Here is a 17897-nt window from a genome sequence, read left to right as displayed (position 1 = left end):
GCGTACGGGGTGCCGATCCCGGGCATAACAACAACTCCCGCCCCCAGGGCACTTCAGCCCCAACGGCATCCGAGGGAGTCCTCATGCTGCGCGGCATCGACGTGAGCGCGTACCAGTCCTCCACCTACGACACGGACGGCCTCTCCTTCGTCTTCATCAAGGCGACGGAGGGCCGCTCGTACGTGAGTCCCAGACTCGCGGCCCAGACGGACCGGGCGCGCGACGCCGGGCTCGTCGTCGGCTTCTACCACTTCCTGTGGCCGGGCAACCTCACCGCCCAGGCCGAGCACTTCCTGTCCAAGGCCCCGGAGCGCAAGGGGGACATCCTCGCCGTCGACTGGGAGACGACCGGCGAGGGCACCCGTGCGAGCAACGGCGAGAAGGACCGGTTCATCCGGAAGCTGAAGGAACTGCGGCCGGACAACCGGATCGTCCTCTACTGCAACCGGCATTTCTGGCTGAACGTCGACACCACCTCGTACGCCGGCGACGGTCTCTGGATCGCCGACTACGTCACGGCGGGCAAGCCGCGCATCAAGGCCACGTGGCGCTTCCACCAGTACACCGACGACCCGGTCGACACGAACGTCGCCGACTTCGCGAGCAAGGAGGCGCTGAAGGAGTGGGCGCAGGGCGCCTGAGCCGCCGTCAGCCCCGGAAGGCCGCGGGGCGCTCCGGGGACGCCTGGGCCAGTGCCTCGGTGACGGCCTCCACGCCCGCGCGCAGGCCGTACACCGGGGTGTCGGGCTGCTGGCGCCAGGAGTCGTCGAGGCCGCCGGCGTCCACGGTGTCGAAGCCGAGCTCGTCGATCAGGGACCGGACCTTCGCCTTGGCCGCCTCGTCGTCGCCGGCCACCGGGAGGGCCATGCGGTCGGGATCGCCGGCCGGACACGGGCGGTCCAGGATGTCCTGGGCGTAGGTGCCGTTGAACGCCTTGATCACCGGGTGGCCGAGGTGGCGTTCGGTCCAGCGGCTCTCGGTGAGGCCCTCGTCCTCGATGCCGGCGATCCGGCCGTCGCGCTGCTGCGGGTGGTAGTTGCCGGTGTCGATGACCGCGACGTCGTCGGCGGCCCCGTCCAGGACGCCGGCCGGCAGGTCGGGGACCGCCTTGAGGGGGATCGTGACGATCACGACGTCGGCGCCGCGCGCCGCCTCCTCGACCGGTACGGGGGTGGCCCCGTCTCCTCGGCCAGCGCGGTGAGGGTGTGGGGGCCGCGGGGATTGGCGACGGAGACGTCGTACCCGAGGGCGGTGAGCCGCCGGGTGGGGTTGCCGCCGATGTTGCCCGCGCCGATGATGCCGATCTTCATGGTCCTGACTCGCCTGGCCTTCCGGAGGTCGTGTCCTGCGGGTCCGGCGCCTGTCGACCGCGCCGGTGACCAGCACCACCCCCGGGCCGGACCGGCTATTCCGGCGCCGCCCGGCTTCACCGCTTCGGAGCAGCGCGGGCCTCCCCTCCCGCAGCACGACGAGGGGGCGCCCGCCGGAGGTCCGGACGGGCGCCCCCTCGGGCGTCGCCTACTTGTTGAGGTGTGCCCAGAACTCGTCGAACGACAGCACCTTGTCGCCGTTGAGGTCGCGGCCGGCGATGATCGCCTCGGCCACCGACTCGGTGACGTTCCAGTCACCGCCCTGGGCCAGCGCGGTCTTGAACTCGGCAGCGGTGATGAACCCGTCACCGTCCGTATCGATCCGCTCGAACTGCTTGCGCGCTTCCTCGATGTCCGCCACCGATCAGCCCCTCATCCGTGCTCCGGTCGTGCTGTCGCACGCCACTGACGCAGGTCAGATTAGCTGCCCGTCCGGGCCTCCAGTGCGGCGACCACCCACCCGAACTCCTCCTCGTACGTCGGCTGGGGTCCGAGACCGTTGACGACGGCCGACGGTTCGCGGTACCGGCCGACCCGGCTGTTCGTCATCGCGGTCAGGCGTTCGAGTACGGCGGCGGAGCCGGCGTCGCCGAGCAGCGGGCGCAGTACGTCCCCCGCCTCGGGTGCCTCGGGGGCGGTGCCCCGGCGCAGCGCGTCGCCCACGAGCTGCACGAGACGGCTGACGGACCACAGGGAGGTGCCGGCGGGGACGTCCGGCCCCCGGTCGGCCGCGTTGAACTCCACCATCCTGCGCATCTGCGTCCGGAAGCCGGGGTCCTGGATCAGCTCGGCCGACTCCGCCCGGGCGTCCACCTGCTCCGGCGTCGGACCGTCGGGCAGCGTGGCCGCCGTGAACCGCAGTCGGTTGCGGACGTCGGGATCCGCCGTGTCGATCCCTCGGTCCGGTGGCCCGCGCCGGCTCGCCGATGGTCATGAGTCCGGTGCCGTCGTCGGTCATGTCTGGGAGTCTGTGCCTTCCAGTGGGTGGAGACTCGAGGGGCACGGTGATGGAGAGCCTGCGGGAGATTCTGGATGCGGCGGCGCGGGGCGTCTTCCCGCCGCCGGACGGCGGGACGACGGTGGTCGCGCAGCCCGGTCCCCGGGACGCGGGTGTCATCGCCTTCACGGCGCACTCGGTCGTCTTCACGGACGAGGACGAGGGGTGGGTGCGCGAGACGCTGGGCTCGCTGGAGTGCGACGCGCTCGCCGCGACGATGCACGCGCGGTTCCTGGCGGCCCTCATGGAGCGGACGGGGCGGACGACCGACACGATCGACGTGCTGCTGGCCGGGGCGCCGCTCGCGGGGCGTCCGGAGCTCGCGCTGACGGAGATCGCCGATCCCGGGCATCCACGGGTGGTCTCCGCGCGCCGGCGGCGCGACGACGTACGGGTGTGGGCGGCGGACGGCGGGGTGCTCGTGCTGGGCCGCGGGGTCGCCGGGCGGCTGGAGGTCGCGGTGGAGGTGGCGGAGGGCGCGCGGCACCGGGGGCTGGGGCGGCGGCTGGTGACGGCGGCGCGGCAGCTGGCCGGGGGCGAGCCGGTGTGGGCCCAGGTGTCGCCGGGGAACGCCCGCAGTCTGCGGGCGTTCCAGGCGGCGGGTTACCGGCCGGTGGGGTCGGAGGCGCTGTTCCTCGCGCCCTAGGGCGACGGGTCAGTGCCAGGGCTTGTAGTGCGGGTTGCTCTCGCACTCGCTCATGATCTCGGTCTTGGTCTGCTTGTCGACCGGGCAGACGCCGATGATGTACTGCCGCCGGATGCCGCCGGGGAAGGCGACCTCGACCTGGTCGGCCCACTTGTGGGTGTCGCCGATGGTCTTGTTGACGTCGACGCCGCCGGGCGCGTCGATGTAGTAGTTGTAGCCGGACTTGTACCAGGTCTTGTACAGGTCGTGGTCGTAGGTCGTCGACACGTACGGCGAGGGCTGGTTGACCAGGACGTACTTCTCGATGTCGTACTGGCCGTCGTGGACGTCCTTGGCGTGGAAGCCCTCCTCGAAGACGACCTGCGGGCCGCGGCTGTCGCTGCGGTAGAGGGTGCCGCAGGTGGTGCGCCAGACCGGCTCGGGCGTGATGCGGGCGATGTCGACGTCCCGGTCGGCGGCGGCCTCGGTCTTGTCGTCGAACTGGGGGCAGGCGGGGGCGGCCTTCGCGGGTGCCGCCGCCGGGGCCGCCGCGCCGGGGACGGTGGCGGCACAGGTGGCGAGGACGGCGGCGGCGGACAGGACGGCGGCGGCGGCCCGGCGCCGCAGGCGAGTGGTGGTCATGCGCGTACGATCCCGGCTCCACGGGGACGGGAGCCGGATCGTCACCCGTTGGCGGCGTGTTGACCGAACTCCCTTGCCGTCAGCGGAAGATGCCGGTGTGGCCGAGCGAGTAGCGGCCGGGCTGCGGGTAGACGGCGAGGCCGTGCGGGCCCTGGCCGACCTTGATGCGGGCCAGCTGTTCGCCGGTGCGGGTGTCGATGGCGTACACCTCGGCGTCGTAGCGGCCGGTGAGCCACAGGACCTTGCCGTCGGCGGAGACGCCGCCCATGTCGGGGCTGCCGCCGCCGGGCAGGCGCCACTTCCTGGTGAGTTCGCCACGGGTGAAGTCGAAGACGGAGACGGTGCCCTCGCCGCGGTTGGAGACGTACATCTCGCGGGAGTCACGGCCGATGTAGAGGCCGTGGGCACCCTTGCCGGTGGGCAGGAGGGTGGGGGTGGTGAACGCGTCGCCGTCGAGCACCCACATGCCGTCGGCCTTCATGTCGGCGATGTAGAACCTCCTCCCGTCGGGCGAGATCTTGACGTCCTGCGGCATCGCGCCGTCGAGGGGGAGCTTCTGCTGGGCGACGACCTCCATCCTGCGGGTGTCGACCTTGAGCAGTTCGCCGCTGAACTCGCAGGAGACGATGAAGTAGCGCCCGTCGAGGGAGAAGTCGGCGTGGTTGACGCCGTAGCAGGTGACGGGGACGGTCTTGCGGATCTTCATGGTGTGCGGGTCGCGGAAGACCAGTTCCCGGTCGAGGGAGGCCATCACGACCGCGTACTTGCCGTCGGGCGTGAAGTAGAGGTTGTACGGGTCGTGGACGTCCACCGGCGCCCCCGCCCGGCCCGTCCTCGGGTCGATGGGGGTGAGGCTGTTGCCCTGGTCGTTGTTGACCCACAGGGTCTTCAGGTCCCAGGACGGCACCACGTGCTGGGGCTGCCGGCCGACCGGGATGGTTTCGACGACCTCGTAGGTCTTGGGGTCGATGACCGTGACGGTGTCGGACTCGGTGTTGGGGACGTAGACCCGGGAGGGGAAGTCCTCGACCACCGGGGAGAGCCGGTTCGGGCGGTCGGCGGCGTAGACGTCCTTCGGGTCGAGGACGGGCGGCATGCCGGGCAGGCCGTCGACGGCGGCCCTCCGCTCGGCGGGCGTGGCCTCGGCCTTGGCGGCGTGGGTGGCCGGGTGTGTCCCGCCGGCCTGCCGCTGCCCGTCGCCGCAGGCGGCGAGGGCGGCGAGGGCGGCGAGGGCGAGGGTCGCGATCAGGGTGCGGGTGAGGGTTCTGGCGTGCATCAGCCGATCAGCTCCGTGGTGGTCACCGCGTGCAGTCCGCGGCGGTCGAGTTCTTCCAGTACGGCGGGGAGCGCGGCGACCGTGTCCGCGTAACCGAAGTGCAGGCTCACCACGGACCCGGCGCGGACCGCGCCGAGCACGGTGCGGGTGACGGCGGGGGCGCCGGGCGAGGTGAAGTCGAGGGAGTCGACGTCGTAGGACAGGACGTGCGGGTAGCCGGCGCGGACGGCCAGCCGTTCGACGAGCGGGGAGGCGCGGACGGCGCGGGAGGGCCGGAACCAGGTGCCGATGGATCCGGTGAGGCGCGTCAGGCGCCGGGCGCAGTCGGTGATCTCGGTGTACGCCTGCGCCTCGGTCATGGCGTTGACGTCCAGGTGGTGCTGGGTGTGGTTGCCGAGGTCGTGGCCGCCGTCGAGGACGCGCCGGGCCAGTTCCGGGTGGGCGTCCAGCCAGGTGCCGACGGCGAGGACGGTGACGCGGGCGCCGTGCCGTTCGGCCTCGGCCAGGATCGCGCGGGCGGTGGCGGGGTCGCCCTGGCCGTGGAAGGTGAGGGCGACGCGGGGGCGGTCGCGGGGGCCGTGGGTGATCTGGACGGGGCGGCCGGGGAAGCGGCGGGGCGTGGGCGCGGTGGACGCGCCGGGCGTGCGGGACGGGGCCGACGCGGAACCGGTGGCGGAGGGGCGGGCGGCGGCGCCCTTCGTGCCGCATCCGGTGGTCAGCGCTGCGGCGGCGACGAGTCCGGCGCCCGCGGCCAGTGCGGTTCGGCGGTCGGTCGTGGTCACCGCACCATTTAAGGGGCGTGGCATCCGAAAGCGGGTGATTCGTCCGAACGGTGGCCGGTCCCGCGGGCGGCGGGTGTGCGGCGAGGCCGGCGGGCACGGTACGGGGTCGACGGGCCCCCGGTGGGGTCGAACAGGCCCGGTACGGGGTCGGCGGACACGCTGCGGGCCCGGCGGGCGCGGGCGGAGCGCTCGTCTCAGCGGTCCGTCACCCGGATCTCGAACCAGGTGGTCTTCCCGTACGGCAGCAGATCCACCCCCCAGCGGTCGGACAGCTTGTCGACCAGGCAGAGCCCGCGTCCGCTGATGTCCGTCTCCTGGACCGGCAACAGACAGGGCAGCCCCCGGGAGGGGTCGCGGACCTCGACGCGGATCCAGCCGGGGCGGCAGCGCATGCGGAGGCCGAAGACGCGGGCGCCGGTGTGGCGTACGGCGTTGCCCACCAGTTCGGAGACGAGCAGGACGGTGTCCTCCGTCACCTTGGGCGACGTCTTCCACTCGCGCAGGGCCACCATCTGGGCCAGTCGGCGGGCGGTGGCGGCGGACTCGGGGAGGGACGGTAACCGGACCTCGCACTCCGTCGGGCTGCCGTACAGCTCCAGCGCCCTGAGCCCGTGCTCGTCCTCGGCCGTCGGCGACCAGCGCGCCACGGTCGCACGTCCGGCTCCCCGCGGCTGTTCCGTACCCTCCAGCCCCGCCATGCCCCCATCATGGCCGCCCTCGACGGGCTCCGGGGCCGTTCCCGGCGAATGCGCCGGCGCAAAGCCGGGGTGCCGCGTGGGGCGTGTGGCATGTGCCAGGGGCAGTTCGGGACCGCAAACAGAGTCGGTGACCTGCGCGGACCGCTCGGCCGGAGACAATCGTCGGACTCCCTCGACAAGGCGCGCTTAATGGTGCGCCAAGGCTTCCATAAGCTTCCCCGCCGAGGGGCCCGTACCAGACACCGCGTCAATTACGGGTCGGCCGACCGGTTCTCAGACGAACTTCGCCTTGCCGGGGCCCTCCGCCACGAAGCTGCGCATGCCGCGTTCGCGGTCCTCGGTGGCGAACAGGCCCGCGAACCAGTTCCGTTCGACGGCGAGTCCGGTCTCGATGTCCGTCTCCAGGCCGGTGTCGATCGCCTCCTTGGCCGCGCGCAGCGCGATCGCGGGGCCCTTGGCGAGGCGGGCGGCCCAGGCGTGCGCCTGCTCGTAGACCTCGGCGGCGGGCACCACGCGGTCCGCCAGGCCGATCGCCAGCGCCTCGTCGGCCTTCACCTGGCGGCCGGTGAAGATCAGGTCCTTGGCCTTGGAGGGGCCGACCAGCCGGGACAGGCGCTGGGTGCCGCCGGCGCCGGGGATCAGGCCGAGCAGGATCTCGGGCTGGCCGAACCTGGCGTCGTCCGCGGCGATGCGGAAGTCGGCGCAGAGGGCGAGTTCGCAGCCGCCGCCCAGCGCGTAACCCGTCACGGCGGCGACGACCGGCTTGGGGATGCGGGCCACCGCGGTGAAGGAGTCCTGCAGGGCACGGGCGCGCAGGACCATCGCCGCGTGGTCCATCACCTGCATCTCCTTGATGTCCGCGCCCGCCGCGAACACCTTCTCGCCGCCGTGGATCACCACGGCGCGCACGTCCTCGCGCCGCGTGGCCTCCTCGGCGAGCTCCTTCAGCCGGTCCTGCGTGGCGATGTCCAGCGCGTTCATGGGCGGGCGGTCCAGGCGCAGCGTGCCGACGCCGTCCGCGACTTCCAGATGTACGGTCATGCACAGCAGGTTAACGGCGACTAACGGCTGTCGTCGGTGCCGTCGCTCACACTCGGCCGGGGGCCCGGGGGTTGCCCCCGGGCAGGCACAGCGCGGGGGTCAACGGTCGCGGCCCCGGTGCCGTACCTCACGTCGAGGGCACCGGGGCCGTGCGTCACGTCGTGCGGGCGGGGCTCAGGCCTTCCACTTCTCCCAGGACATGTTCCAGCCGTTGAGGCCGTTGTCCGGGGCGATGGTCGCGTCGTTGGAGTTCTTGACGACCACCACGTCGCCGATGAGCGAGTTGTCGAAGAACCACGCGGCGGGCGTCTTGCCGTCCCAGCCGCCCTTGACGTCGCGCAGGCCGACGCAGCCGTGGCTGGCGTTGCGGTTGCCGAAGGCGTCGCCGCCCCAGTAGTTGCCGTGGATGAAGGTGCCGGAGGTGGACAGGCGCATGGCGTGCGGGACGTCCTTGATGTCGTACTCGCCGCCGTAGCCGACCGTCTCGCCGTTCATGCGGGTCACGGAGAGCTTCTCGGTGATGACCATCTGACCGTTCCAGGTCTCGTACCCGGGGGCGCCCGTGGTGACCGGGACGGTCCTGAGGACCTTGTCGTCCCGCACGACCTGCATCGTGAGCTTCTTGGCGTCGACGACGGAGACCTGCTTGCGGCCGATGGTGAAGGAGACGGTCCTGTTCTGCTTGCCGTAGACGCCCTCGCGGCCCTCGACGCCGTCCAGGGCGAGGTCGACGGTGACCTTGGTGCCGGCCTTCCAGTACTGCTCCGGGCGGAAGTCCAGCCGGTCGTTGCCGAACCAGTGGCCCTCGACCTCGACGGCCGGCTCGGTCTTGATGCGGATGGCCTTCTCGACGTCCTCGGGGTGGGTGATGCCCCGGCTGAAGCGGATCGAGAACGGCATCCCGACGCCGACCTTCGAGCCGTCCTCGGGGGTGAAGGTGCCGGTGAAGGTGTTCTTCGGCGTCAGCGTGGTGAAGCGGGAGTCCTCCGCCGCGGTGCGGCCCTCGGAGTCCTTGGCGACCGCGTGCACGGTGTAGGCGGTGGAGGCGGCCAGGTGGGCGGACGGCGTCCAGGTGGCGCCGTCCCCGGATATCTTCCCCTCGACCGGGCGGCCCTCGGCGTCCTTGACCACGACCTCGGTCAGCTTGCCCTTGGCGGCACCGACCTTGAGGGCGCCGCTGGTGTCGACCGACTTCGCGCCGTTGGCGGGCGCGATGGTGACGACCGCCTCGGACTGCTTGCTCTGGGCGGCGGTGGCGTCCTTGCCGGCCCCGCCCTTGCCGTCCCCGGAGCCCGAGTCCGTACCGCCGCCGCACGCGCTCACCGCCAGCAGTACGCCGAGCATCAGCGCCGGCAGTCCCCTGCGGGTTCCCCTGCCGCTCCGCCCCCGGATGCCGGCCGACGACGTCCTCGATATCGGACGCACGTTCACCTTGTCTCCCCTCGCCGGGCCTCGTCCGGCCCGCGCCCCAGTGCGCACACTCACGCACCGGCGCATCGTAACCGCAGGCCAGGGACTTGGTGACCAAGGGAATTGTCACTGTTCCGTACCGAGTTGGCGCCGTGGGCCCCGGGTCACCCGACCGCGCTGCCCGCCTTCCACGCCGCCCAGCTCATGTTCCATCCGCCGAGGCCGTTGTCGGGGGCGACCGTCTTGTCCCTGCTGTGGACGACCTCGACGACGTCGCCGATCAGGCTGCGGTCGAAGAACCAGCCCGCCGGGGTGTCGGATCCGCCGCCCTTGACGTCGCGCAGGCCGACGCAGCCGTGGCTGACGTTGGCGCGGCCGAAGGTGTCGGCGGGCGCCCAGTAGTTGCCGTGCAGGAAGGTGCCGGAGCTGGTGAGGCGGATGGCGTGCGGGACGTCGGGGATGTCGTACTCGCCGCCGAAGCCGACCGTGCGGCTGTTCATGCGGGTGACGTCGAGCATCTCGGCGACCACCATCTTGCCGTTGTAGGTGGGGGTCGTCGGCGCCCCCGCGGTGATCGGCACGGTGGCCAGCAGGGTGCCGTCCCGGCGTACCTCCATGGTCCGCTTGACGGCGTCGACGAGCGAGACCTGGCTGCGGCCGACGGTGAACGAGAACGTCTTGCGCTGGAGCCCGTAGACCCCCGGCGCGCCCTCCACGTCCCGCAGTCTCAGGGCGACGGTGACCCTGGTGCCGGGCTTCCAGTAGTCCTTGGGCCGGAAGTCGAGGCGGTCCTTGCCGAACCAGTGGGGGCGGACCTCGGTGGCGGGCTTCGCGGTCACGGAGACGGCGCGTTCCACGGCGGCGCGGTCGGTGATCTCGCGGCTGAACTCCAGCGAGACGATCATGCCGGTGCCGACGACCGAGCGGTCCTCGGGGGCGACGTAGCCGACGAAGCGTTCCTCCGGGACGTAGGTGGTGAAGGTGGTGTGCCGGGCTGAGCGGCGGCCGTGGCCGTCGAGGGCCACGGCGTCGACGGTGTACTTCGCGGCGAGCGCGAGCCGTTTCCCGTCGGGCTTCCAGCTACGGCCGTCGGCGGAGATCCGGCCGGGCACCGGGGTCTCCTGGGCGTCCTGCGACTTGACGACCTTCACCGACTCCAGACGCCCCTCGGGCACCCGCACCGACAGTCCCCTCTCCGGCCGGACGCCCTCGCTCTCGTCGTCCGGGGTGACGCGGATGACGTCCTCGGGGGAGGGCGGCTTGCCGAACACCTCCCCGATCCCGGAACCGATGCCGGAGCCGATGCCGCTGCTGCCCGCGGTGCATCCGGCGGCCCCGGCCAGCAGTCCTGCCCATGTCATGACGGCGGCCAGGACGGCCCCCGCGCGCCGTGCGCGCCCGTGTACGTGCCTCACACCCACCCGTAACGACCGGCCGGCCCTGGGGAAACGTGAGTGCGAGCCACGGGGTGGGAAGAACAGGGGGGAGGACGACGCGACGGGGAGCGGCGGTCGGGACACCGTGCGCCCTCTTTCCCGTCTCCGCCACGTCGTTCCACGAGCCGCAGGAGGCTGACAGGTGTCCAGCGCAGCCGAGCAGGAGGCGGTGGCCGGGAAGCGGGCCGCCGAGGACGGGCGCCCCGCCGTCGTGGTGACCGGCGCACGGCGTGCCGCGCCGCCGCCCGCCGTGCCGGCCCGGCCGGGTACGCCGGTGCCGCTGGGCGCCCGGTTCCGGACGGGGCCGGACGGGGTGCCGGGGACCAATTTCGCCCTGTGGGCGGGCGGGGCGGAGGCGGTCGAGCTGTGCCTGTTCGACGAGCGGGGCCCCGGGAGCGCGGAGAGGCGGGTGCGGCTGACCGAGCTGACGCACGGGATCTGGCACGGCTTCGTGCCGGGCGTGCTGCCCGGGCAGCGCTACGGCTTCCGGGTGCACGGCCGCTGGGACCCGTGGACCGGCGCCCGCTGGAACCCGGCGAAGCTGCTGCTCGACCCGTACGCCCGCGCGGTGGACGGCGACTTCCGGCTGCCGCCCGAGGTGTACGGGCACGTCCGCGACTGGCCCGAGCAGCATGTGGCGGACACCGTGCGCGACGACCGGGACTCGGCGCCGTACGTTCCCAAGGGCGTCGTCGTCCACGACGACGACGACTGGTCGGACGACCGCAGGCCCAAGACGCCGTGGGCGGACTCGGTCATCTACGAGCTGCACGTGCGCGGCTTCACCAAGCTGCACCCCGGCATACCCGAGGAGCTGCGCGGCACGTACGCGGGCCTCGCGCACCCGGCGGCGATAGAGCACCTGACGCGGCTGGGCGTGACGGCCGTCGAACTGCTGCCGGTGCACCAGTTCGCGCACGAGGACCACCTGCTGAAGCGGGGCCTGAGGAACTACTGGGGCTACAACTCGATCGGCTACTTCGCCCCGCACGCCGCCTACGCGGCCTCCGGCACCACGGGCCAGCAGGTCGGCGAGTTCAAGCGGATGGTGCGCGCGCTGCACGCGGCCGGTATCGAGGTCATCCTCGACGTGGTCTACAACCACACGGCGGAGGCGGGCGAGCTTGGCCCGACGCTCTCCCTCAAGGGCATCGACAACCGCGGCTACTACCGCCTCCAGCCGGACGCGCGCCGCTACGCCGACTACACCGGCTGCGGCAACACCCTGCACGTCGTCCAGCCGCATGTCCTGCGCCTGATCACCGACTCCCTGCGGTACTGGGTGACGGAGATGGGCGTGGACGGCTTCCGTTTCGACCTGGCGGCGGCGCTGGCCCGCTCGATGCACGACGTCGACATGCTCTCCCCGTTCCTCGCGGTGATCGCGCAGGACCCGGTGCTGCGCCGGGTGAAGCTGATCGCCGAGCCGTGGGACGTCGGCTCGGGCGGCTACCAGGTGGGCGCGTTCCCGCCGCTGTGGACGGAGTGGAACGACCGCTACCGGGGCGCCGTACGGGACTTCTGGCGGCACGCCCTGCCGGACGTGCGGGAGATGGGCTACCGGCTGTCCGGCTCCAGCGACCTGTACGCCTGGGGCGGGCGGCGGCCGTACGCGTCGGTCAACTTCGTCACCGCGCACGACGGTTTCACGCTGCGCGACCTGGTGACGTACGAGCGCAAGCACAACGAGGCCAACGGCGAGGGCAACCGGGACGGCTCGGACGACAACCGGTCCTGGAACTGCGGCACGGAGGGCGAGACGGACGACGAGGGCGTCCGCGCGCTCAGGCGGCGCCAGCTGCGCAACCTGCTGACCACGCTGCTGCTGTCGACCGGCGTGCCGATGCTGGTCGCGGGCGACGAGATGGGGCGCACCCAGCGCGGCAGCAACAACGCCTACTGCCAGGACAACGAGATCAGCTGGGTGGACTGGAGCCTGCTGGACGACCCGGACTGGCGGCCCCTGTTCGAACTGACCTCCCGGCTGATCGCGCTGCGCCACCGGCACCCGGTGCTGCGCCGCCGCGCCTTCTTCTCCGGCCGGGCGCACTCCGCGGACGGTCTGCGCGACCTGGCCTGGTTCACCGCCCGGGGCACGGAGATGACGGAGGACGACTGGTACGCCCCCGCCGCCACCCTCGGCATGTACCTGTCCGGGCGGGACATCCCCGGCCGCGACGAGCGCGGCGCGCCGATCACCGACGACAGCTTCCTGGCCGTCCTGCACGCCGGCGACGGACCGGTGGAGTTCGTGCTGCCGGCGGCGCCGTGGGCCGAGCGGTACGAGGTGGTCGTGGACACCGGCCGGGAGGAGCAGTCACGGCCGCCCGGCGAGGAGTACGCGGCGGGCGCCCCGATCACGGTGCCGGGGCGGACGGTGCTGTTGCTGCGTGTCGTCTGCTGAGCACTCGTTTCCGGCTCCGTGAACTCGGCAGTGATCTTCTTGACCGGCATGTCGCCCGGCCGACAGCGTCCGGGGGCGTGAGGTCCCCCGCTGCCCGGCGCCGCGTGGGTGTCGCACTGGTGGTGTGTCACCACGTCGACCTGTGCCGCCAGTCCAGCGCCGTCTGTCGCTGAGCCGCGCGCTCGCACGTCCTTCTTCCACCTCTTCCTCTCTCACCTGGATCACGCATGCCCGAGATATCCCGTCGTGTCTTCGGTGGTCTGGTCGGTGGCGGGGCGGTGACGGCCGTCGCCGGCACGTCCGCCACCGCCTCGGCAGCTCCCGCCGCTCCCGCCGAGCGTCCGTTCCGGTCCCGCCCGCCGCCGACCGTCCGCGCAGACGCCCGAACATCCTGTTCATCCTGGGCGACGACCTGGGCTGGGCCGACCTGTCGTCGTACGGCGCCCCGCACATCCGGACGCCGAACCTGGACCGGATCGCCGCGCAGGGGGTGCGGTTCACCGACGCCTACTCCGGGTCGGCGACCTGCTCCCCGACCCGGTTCAGCCTCTACATGGGCCGCGCCAGGGGCGGGCTGGCCGAGGCCATCGGCAACCGCACCCGGGGCCTGGACCCGAATCACCCCGCCCTGGTCTCGCTGCTGAAGAGGGCCGGGTACGCGACCGCCCTGATCGGCGAGTGGCACTGCGGTTACCTGCCGGACTACAGCCCCACGAGGTCGGGCTGGGACGAGTTCTTCGGCTACTTCGGCGGCGCCCTGGAGTACTTCTCCAAGCTCGGGGGCATCGGCGAGTACGACCTGTACGAGGGCGACGCCGTGTACCAGGACCTGCGCTACTACACCACCGTCCTGACCGAGCGGGCCGTCGAGTACGTCTCCCGCGGCCACGACCGGCCCTGGCTGCTCAACCTCAACTTCACCACCCCGCCCTGGCCGTGGCTGACCGAGGACGACGCCGAGACGGGCGCCGGGATCGCGGCGAAGGTCCGGGCCGGGGGCGGGGTGCGCGCCCTGGCGCACAGCGACGGCGGCTCGGTGGAGAAGTACCGGGCGGTGGTCGAGAACCTGGACGCCTCGGTCGGCAAGGTGCTCACCGCGCTGCGCCGCTCGGGCCAGGAGGAGGACACGCTCGTCGTCTTCGCCAGCGACAACGGCGGTGAGCGCTTCTCGTACCAGTGGCCGCTCAGCGGCGGGAAGGGGGAGCTGCTGGAGGGCGGTATCCGGATACCGACCGTTCTGCGCCGGCCGGCGTCGACGCCCGCCAGGTCAGCCACGTCCCCGTGTACTCCCCCGACTGGACGGCCACCCTGCTGGAGCTGGGCGGTGCCCGGCCGGACCCGGCGTACCCGCTCGACGGTCACAGTCTCGCCGGCTACCTGCTGCACGGCGAGAGAGTGCCCGAGCGCGACCCGTTCCGGCGGGTGCGGGGCAACCGGGCGCTCAGGCGCGGCGACTGGAAGTACCACCGGGACGCGGACGGCAAGGGCCACCTGTTCGACCTGGCCGCCGACGCCCGCGAGCAGGCCGATCTCGCCGCCGACCGGCCGCAGCCGCTGGCCGAGCTGAAGGCCGTCTGGGAGAAGGTGAACGGCACGCTGCTGCCGTACCCGTCGCCGTCCTGGCCGCGGGCCCGGTCTCAGCCGAGGATGCCCCGGTCGTAGGCCGTCGCCACCGCCGCCGCGCGGTCCTTGACGCCGAGCTTGGCGTACAGGTGGGTGAGGTGGGTCTTCACGGTGGCCTCGCTGATGAACAGCTCGCGGGCGATCTCCTTGTTGGAGGTGCCCCGGGCGACCAGGGCGAGCACCTCGCGCTCGCGGGCGGAGAGGGGCTCGCCGCCGGGGGTCCTGGGCGTGCGGACCGCGGAGACCAGGCGGGTGGCGACGGCCGGGGAGAGGACGGTGCGGCCCTGGGCGGCGGCGCGGACCGCGGTGAACAGCTCGTCGCGGGGCGCGTCCTTGAGGAGGTAGCCGGTCGCGCCGGCCTCGATCGCGGGCAGCGTGTCGGAGTCGGTGTCGTACGTGGTCAGGACCAGGACCTTGGCGCGGGCGCCGCGGCGGGCCAGTTCCCGGATGGCGTCCACTCCCCCGCCGCCCGGCATGCGCAGGTCCATGAGGATCACGTCCGGGTCGAGCACGGCGGCCTTCTCCACCGCCTCGACGCCGCCGGCCGCCTCGCCGAGCACGGTGAATCCGGGTGCGGCCTCGAACATGCCGCGCAGGCCGTCCCGTACGACGGGGTGGTCGTCGACGATCAGCAGGGAGATGGGCGGGTCATCGGTCACCCACCAACGGTACGCGAGCCGAGACCGCCGTACCGTGGCCGGGCTCGGACTCGACCGTCAGGGTCCCGGCGATGCGCTCGGCGCGGGCGCGCATGCCGTCCAGGCCGAAACCGCCGGTCCGGGTGCGCGGACGTACGAGATGGAGGTCGAAGCCCCGGCCGTCGTCGCGGATGTCGAGGGTGACCTCGTCGTCCATGAAGGACAGGGTGACGCCGACCCGGGAGGCGTGGGCGTGCCGGGCGGCGTTGGACAGGGCCTCCTGGACGATGCGCAGGAGAGTGGCCGCCACCTCGTCGTGCAGCGGCCGGACGGTGCCGGTCACGGTGAAGTCGGCGCGGTGTCCGGTGCGTTCGCCCCACTGGGCGACGGTGGTCTTGAGCGCCTCGGGCAGTCCGGCGTCCGCCAGGTCCACCGGAGCGAGGTTGTGCACCGACCGGCGGGCCTCGCCCAGGCTGTGCCGGGCCAGGTCCATGGCGCGGCCCACGTGCTTGCGGGCCGTCGTCTCGTCCGGGGTGGCGGACACCGCCTGGAGCTGCGCGATGATGCCGGTCAGTCCCTGGGCGAGGGTGTCGTGGATCTCGGCGGCCAGCCGCCGGCGCTCGTCGGCGACGCCGGCCTCGCGGGCCTGGACGAGGAGCTGGGCGTGCAGGGCGGCGTTCTCGTCGAGGGCCTGCTGCAACGCGGTGTTGGTGCGCTCCAGTTCGGCGATGGTCTCCACCCGGGCCCGGCTGCGGGCCTCTTCCAGGGCGGCGAAGTGGGCGAAGAGGGCCAGCAGCATGCTGTTGACCGTGAGGATGGCGCCGAAGAGGACCCACCCCATGACCCCGTGCGGCGGCAGTCCGCCCGACTGCGAGCCCGCGAGCGTCACGGCGGTGGCGAACAACCCGACCCCGACCAGGCGCCGCGGCAGCAGGTGCTGGGCGCCGAAGTAGCCGACGACCGCGTAGAAGGCGAACAGCGGGTTGAGCCAGGTGAGGGCGAAGCCGATCGCCCAGCGGACGGCGTAGTAGCAGCCGCCGGCCACGGACGGTTCCCGGCGGGTGCGGGCCGCCCGGTTCCAGCACAGTTGCAGGACGGCGGCCACGGCGACGAGGACCGCCGCCACCCGGCGTTCGGCCGTGGTCATGTCGATCGCGTCGGCGGTCGACCAGGAGACCAGGGTTCCGACGGCCAGCAGCCCGTAGGGTCCCCAGCGGTGGAACACCGCCCACCGCTCGTCAACCGCTGTCGTGTCCGTCATGACGCCATTGTCGAACACGCCCGTACCCTTCCCGGCCGGCTCATTCCCAGCGGAACCAGCGCGAGGCCGCCGCGGTGAGCAGCACCGTCCAGGCGACCAGCACCCCGAGGTGCGTCCAGCCGGGCCAGTCGCCCGCGGCGGCCGCGTCGAGGGCCTTCGCGGCGGCACCGAACGGGGTGAAGCCGACGATGCGGGCGAGCAGGTCCGGCATGGCCTGCACCGGCAGCCACACGCCCGCGCAGAACATCGCCGGGAACATCGCGGCCGATCCGATCGCGCCGGCGATCTTCGTGGTGCGGGACAGGGCGGAGACGACGGCGCCCAGGGCGAGGGCGGAGACCACGGCGAGCAGCAGCGCGAGGAGGTAGCCGACGGGCTGTGCCGGGAGCGTCACGTCGAAGGCGAGCCTGCCGACCGCGAGCGCGAGCAGTGCGGAGAGCACCGAGGCGCCCCCGAACACCAGCATCTGCGCCGACAGCAGTGCCGAGGGCCGTACCGGTGTGGTGGACATCCGGCGCAGGACGCCGCGTTCCCGGTAGCCGGTGAGGGTCTGCGGCATGCCCTGGAGCCCGCCGAGGATCAGACCGAGCAGGACGGCCACCGGTACGTAGGCGTCGACCGGGCGCAGGCCGCCGAAGGAGGGGTCGGCCTCGCGGAAGGACGGGATGGAGCCGAGGATCACCAGCAGCAGGGTGGGGAAGACCAGCATCCAGAAGACGGCGCCGGGTTCGCGCCGGAAGAGGCGGATCTCCGTCTTCAGTACGGCGCGGTCGAGGATGTGCATGCTCATGCCGTGGTCTCCGTGAGGTCCAGGAAGGCGTCGTCCAGTGTGGCGTCGGTGACGCGCAGCTGGTGGGCGGTGACGCGGGTGCGGGCGAGGAGGGTGAGGACGGCGTTCACCGTCTCGTCGGTGCCGGACAGCGTCAGGCGGCCGTCCTTGTGCTCGACCGAGGCGAGCTGCGGCAGCGCGTTCAGGTCGTCTGCGTCCAGCGGCGCGGACGGGGTGAAGCTGATGACGGTGGCGCCCGCCGAACGCCGGATCAGGCCCTGCGGGGTGTCCAGGGCGGCGACCCGGCCCTTGTCGATCACCGCGATGCGGTCGCAGAGGCGCTGGGCCTCCTCCATGAAGTGCGTGACCAGCAGGACGGTGACGCCGCTCGCCCGGACGTCCTCGATGAGCTGCCAGGTCTCGCGGCGGGCGCGCGGGTCGAGGCCGGTGGTCAGCTCGTCCAGGACGACGACCCGGGGGTCGCCGACGAGGGCCAGCGCGATGAACAGGCGCTGCTTCTGGCCGCCGGAGAGCTTGGCGAACCGGGTGGTGAGCTTGTCGGTGAGGCCGAGCCGCTCGGCGAGCGGGCGCCAGTCGGCGGGGCGCGGGTAGAAGGAGGCGTACAGCTCCAGGGCCTCGCGGACGGTGAGCTTGGGCTGCAGTTCGCTCTGCTGGAGCTGGGCGCCGAGGACCCGGGCGACCTTCTCGTGGTCGGCGACGGGGTCGAGGCCGGTGACGCGGACGCGGCCCGCGTCGGGGACGCGCAGTCCCTCGACGCACTCGACGGTGGTGGTCTTGCCGGCGCCGTTCGGGCCGAGGATGCCGAAGATCTCGCCCTCCTCGACGGCGAACGACACCCCGTCGACGACGGGGCGGCCCCCGTAGGACTTGCGCAGGTCGGTGACTTCGATGACGGGCATGGCAC

At 72.6% G+C, this 17897-nt stretch carries 15 protein-coding genes and 3 pseudogenes; 4 read left to right on the top strand and 14 right to left on the bottom strand.

Annotated features, from left to right (window positions below):
* Positions 1–83: 83 nt before the first annotated feature.
* Positions 84–641, top strand: a complete 558-nt coding sequence (locus tag ACIRFH_RS24755) for a glycoside hydrolase family 25 protein (RefSeq protein WP_403524690.1) — start codon at positions 84–86, stop codon at positions 639–641.
* Positions 642–648: 7 nt separating this feature from the next.
* Here the strand turns inward: ACIRFH_RS24755 and ACIRFH_RS24750 are convergent.
* The 3 genes and pseudogenes from ACIRFH_RS24750 to ACIRFH_RS24740 form a co-directional block, all read right to left on the bottom strand.
* Positions 649–1310: pseudogene (locus ACIRFH_RS24750) on the bottom strand (NADPH-dependent F420 reductase).
* A gap of 208 nt (positions 1311–1518) precedes the next feature.
* Positions 1519–1731, bottom strand: a complete 213-nt coding sequence (locus ACIRFH_RS24745; protein ID WP_403524687.1) for an EF-hand domain-containing protein — start codon at positions 1729–1731, stop codon at positions 1519–1521.
* Positions 1732–1790: 59 nt separating this feature from the next.
* Positions 1791–2267 (bottom strand): annotated as a pseudogene (locus ACIRFH_RS24740) (MerR family transcriptional regulator); the annotation flags it as partial.
* A gap of 110 nt (positions 2268–2377) precedes the next feature.
* Here ACIRFH_RS24740 and ACIRFH_RS24735 point away from each other — a divergent pair.
* Positions 2378–3013, top strand: a complete 636-nt coding sequence (locus tag ACIRFH_RS24735) for a GNAT family N-acetyltransferase (protein ID WP_403524684.1) — start codon at positions 2378–2380, stop codon at positions 3011–3013.
* Positions 3014–3022: 9 nt separating this feature from the next.
* Here ACIRFH_RS24735 and ACIRFH_RS24730 read toward each other — a convergent pair whose 3' ends face one another.
* The 7 genes from ACIRFH_RS24730 to ACIRFH_RS24700 form a co-directional block, all read right to left on the bottom strand.
* Positions 3023–3634: an ADP-ribosyltransferase gene (locus ACIRFH_RS24730; RefSeq protein WP_403524681.1), complete on the bottom strand. Its 612-nt coding sequence runs from the start codon at positions 3632–3634 to the stop codon at positions 3023–3025.
* 79 nt (positions 3635–3713) lie between these two features.
* Complete coding sequence (locus ACIRFH_RS24725) at positions 3714–4910, bottom strand: hypothetical protein (protein WP_403524678.1); 1197 nt, start codon at positions 4908–4910, stop codon at positions 3714–3716.
* Positions 4910–5692, bottom strand: a complete 783-nt coding sequence (locus ACIRFH_RS24720) for a polysaccharide deacetylase family protein (RefSeq protein WP_403524675.1) — start codon at positions 5690–5692, stop codon at positions 4910–4912. Before ACIRFH_RS24720 ends, ACIRFH_RS24725 begins: the two co-directional genes overlap by 1 nt.
* A gap of 194 nt (positions 5693–5886) precedes the next feature.
* Positions 5887–6390: an ATP-binding protein gene (locus ACIRFH_RS24715; RefSeq protein ID WP_403524672.1), complete on the bottom strand. Its 504-nt coding sequence runs from the start codon at positions 6388–6390 to the stop codon at positions 5887–5889.
* Between the two features lie 273 nt (positions 6391–6663).
* Positions 6664–7431, bottom strand: coding sequence for an enoyl-CoA hydratase/isomerase family protein (locus ACIRFH_RS24710; RefSeq protein ID WP_403524670.1), 768 nt, complete (start codon positions 7429–7431; stop codon positions 6664–6666).
* 174 nt (positions 7432–7605) lie between these two features.
* Complete coding sequence (locus ACIRFH_RS24705) at positions 7606–8862, bottom strand: Ig-like domain-containing protein (protein ID WP_403524668.1); 1257 nt, start codon at positions 8860–8862, stop codon at positions 7606–7608.
* A 143-nt stretch (positions 8863–9005) separates the two neighbouring features.
* Positions 9006–10256: an Ig-like domain-containing protein gene (locus ACIRFH_RS24700; protein ID WP_403524666.1), complete on the bottom strand. Its 1251-nt coding sequence runs from the start codon at positions 10254–10256 to the stop codon at positions 9006–9008.
* A gap of 163 nt (positions 10257–10419) precedes the next feature.
* Between ACIRFH_RS24700 and glgX the strand changes: the two genes are divergently transcribed.
* Entirely contained in the window at positions 10420–12681 is a 2262-nt protein-coding gene (gene glgX / locus ACIRFH_RS24695) for a glycogen debranching protein GlgX (protein ID WP_403524664.1), read from the top strand.
* A 227-nt stretch (positions 12682–12908) separates the two neighbouring features.
* A pseudogene (locus ACIRFH_RS24690) lies at positions 12909–14343 on the top strand (sulfatase).
* Here ACIRFH_RS24690 and ACIRFH_RS24685 read toward each other — a convergent pair.
* From ACIRFH_RS24685 to ACIRFH_RS24670, 4 genes are read right to left on the bottom strand one after another with little or no spacing between them, the layout of a single operon-like run.
* The gene (locus ACIRFH_RS24685; protein ID WP_403524662.1) at positions 14319–14963 is read right to left on the bottom strand and encodes a response regulator; all 645 of its coding nucleotides are present in this window, start codon (positions 14961–14963) and stop codon (positions 14319–14321) included. The pseudogene ACIRFH_RS24690 and the gene ACIRFH_RS24685 sit on opposite strands and share 25 nt — an antisense overlap.
* Positions 14953–16203, bottom strand: a complete 1251-nt coding sequence (locus ACIRFH_RS24680) for a sensor histidine kinase (RefSeq protein WP_403524659.1) — start codon at positions 16201–16203, stop codon at positions 14953–14955. The genes ACIRFH_RS24685 and ACIRFH_RS24680 overlap by 11 nt, the downstream gene beginning before the upstream one ends.
* A 40-nt stretch (positions 16204–16243) precedes the next feature.
* On the bottom strand, positions 16244–16993 hold the full coding sequence (locus tag ACIRFH_RS24675) for an ABC transporter permease (protein WP_403524657.1): 750 nt from the start codon (positions 16991–16993) through the stop codon (positions 16244–16246).
* Entirely contained in the window at positions 16990–17892 is a 903-nt protein-coding gene (locus tag ACIRFH_RS24670) for an ATP-binding cassette domain-containing protein (protein ID WP_403524654.1), read from the bottom strand. Before ACIRFH_RS24670 ends, ACIRFH_RS24675 begins: the two co-directional genes overlap by 4 nt.
* Between the last annotated feature and the right edge of the window lie 5 nt (positions 17893–17897).

The sequence above is a fragment of the Streptomyces sp. NPDC093586 genome, from assembly GCF_044764905.1.
GTDB lineage: Bacteria > Actinomycetota > Actinomycetes > Streptomycetales > Streptomycetaceae > Streptomyces.
Note: the sequence above shows the minus strand (reverse complement) of the source record. Positions and strands in the feature narration are given on the sequence as shown.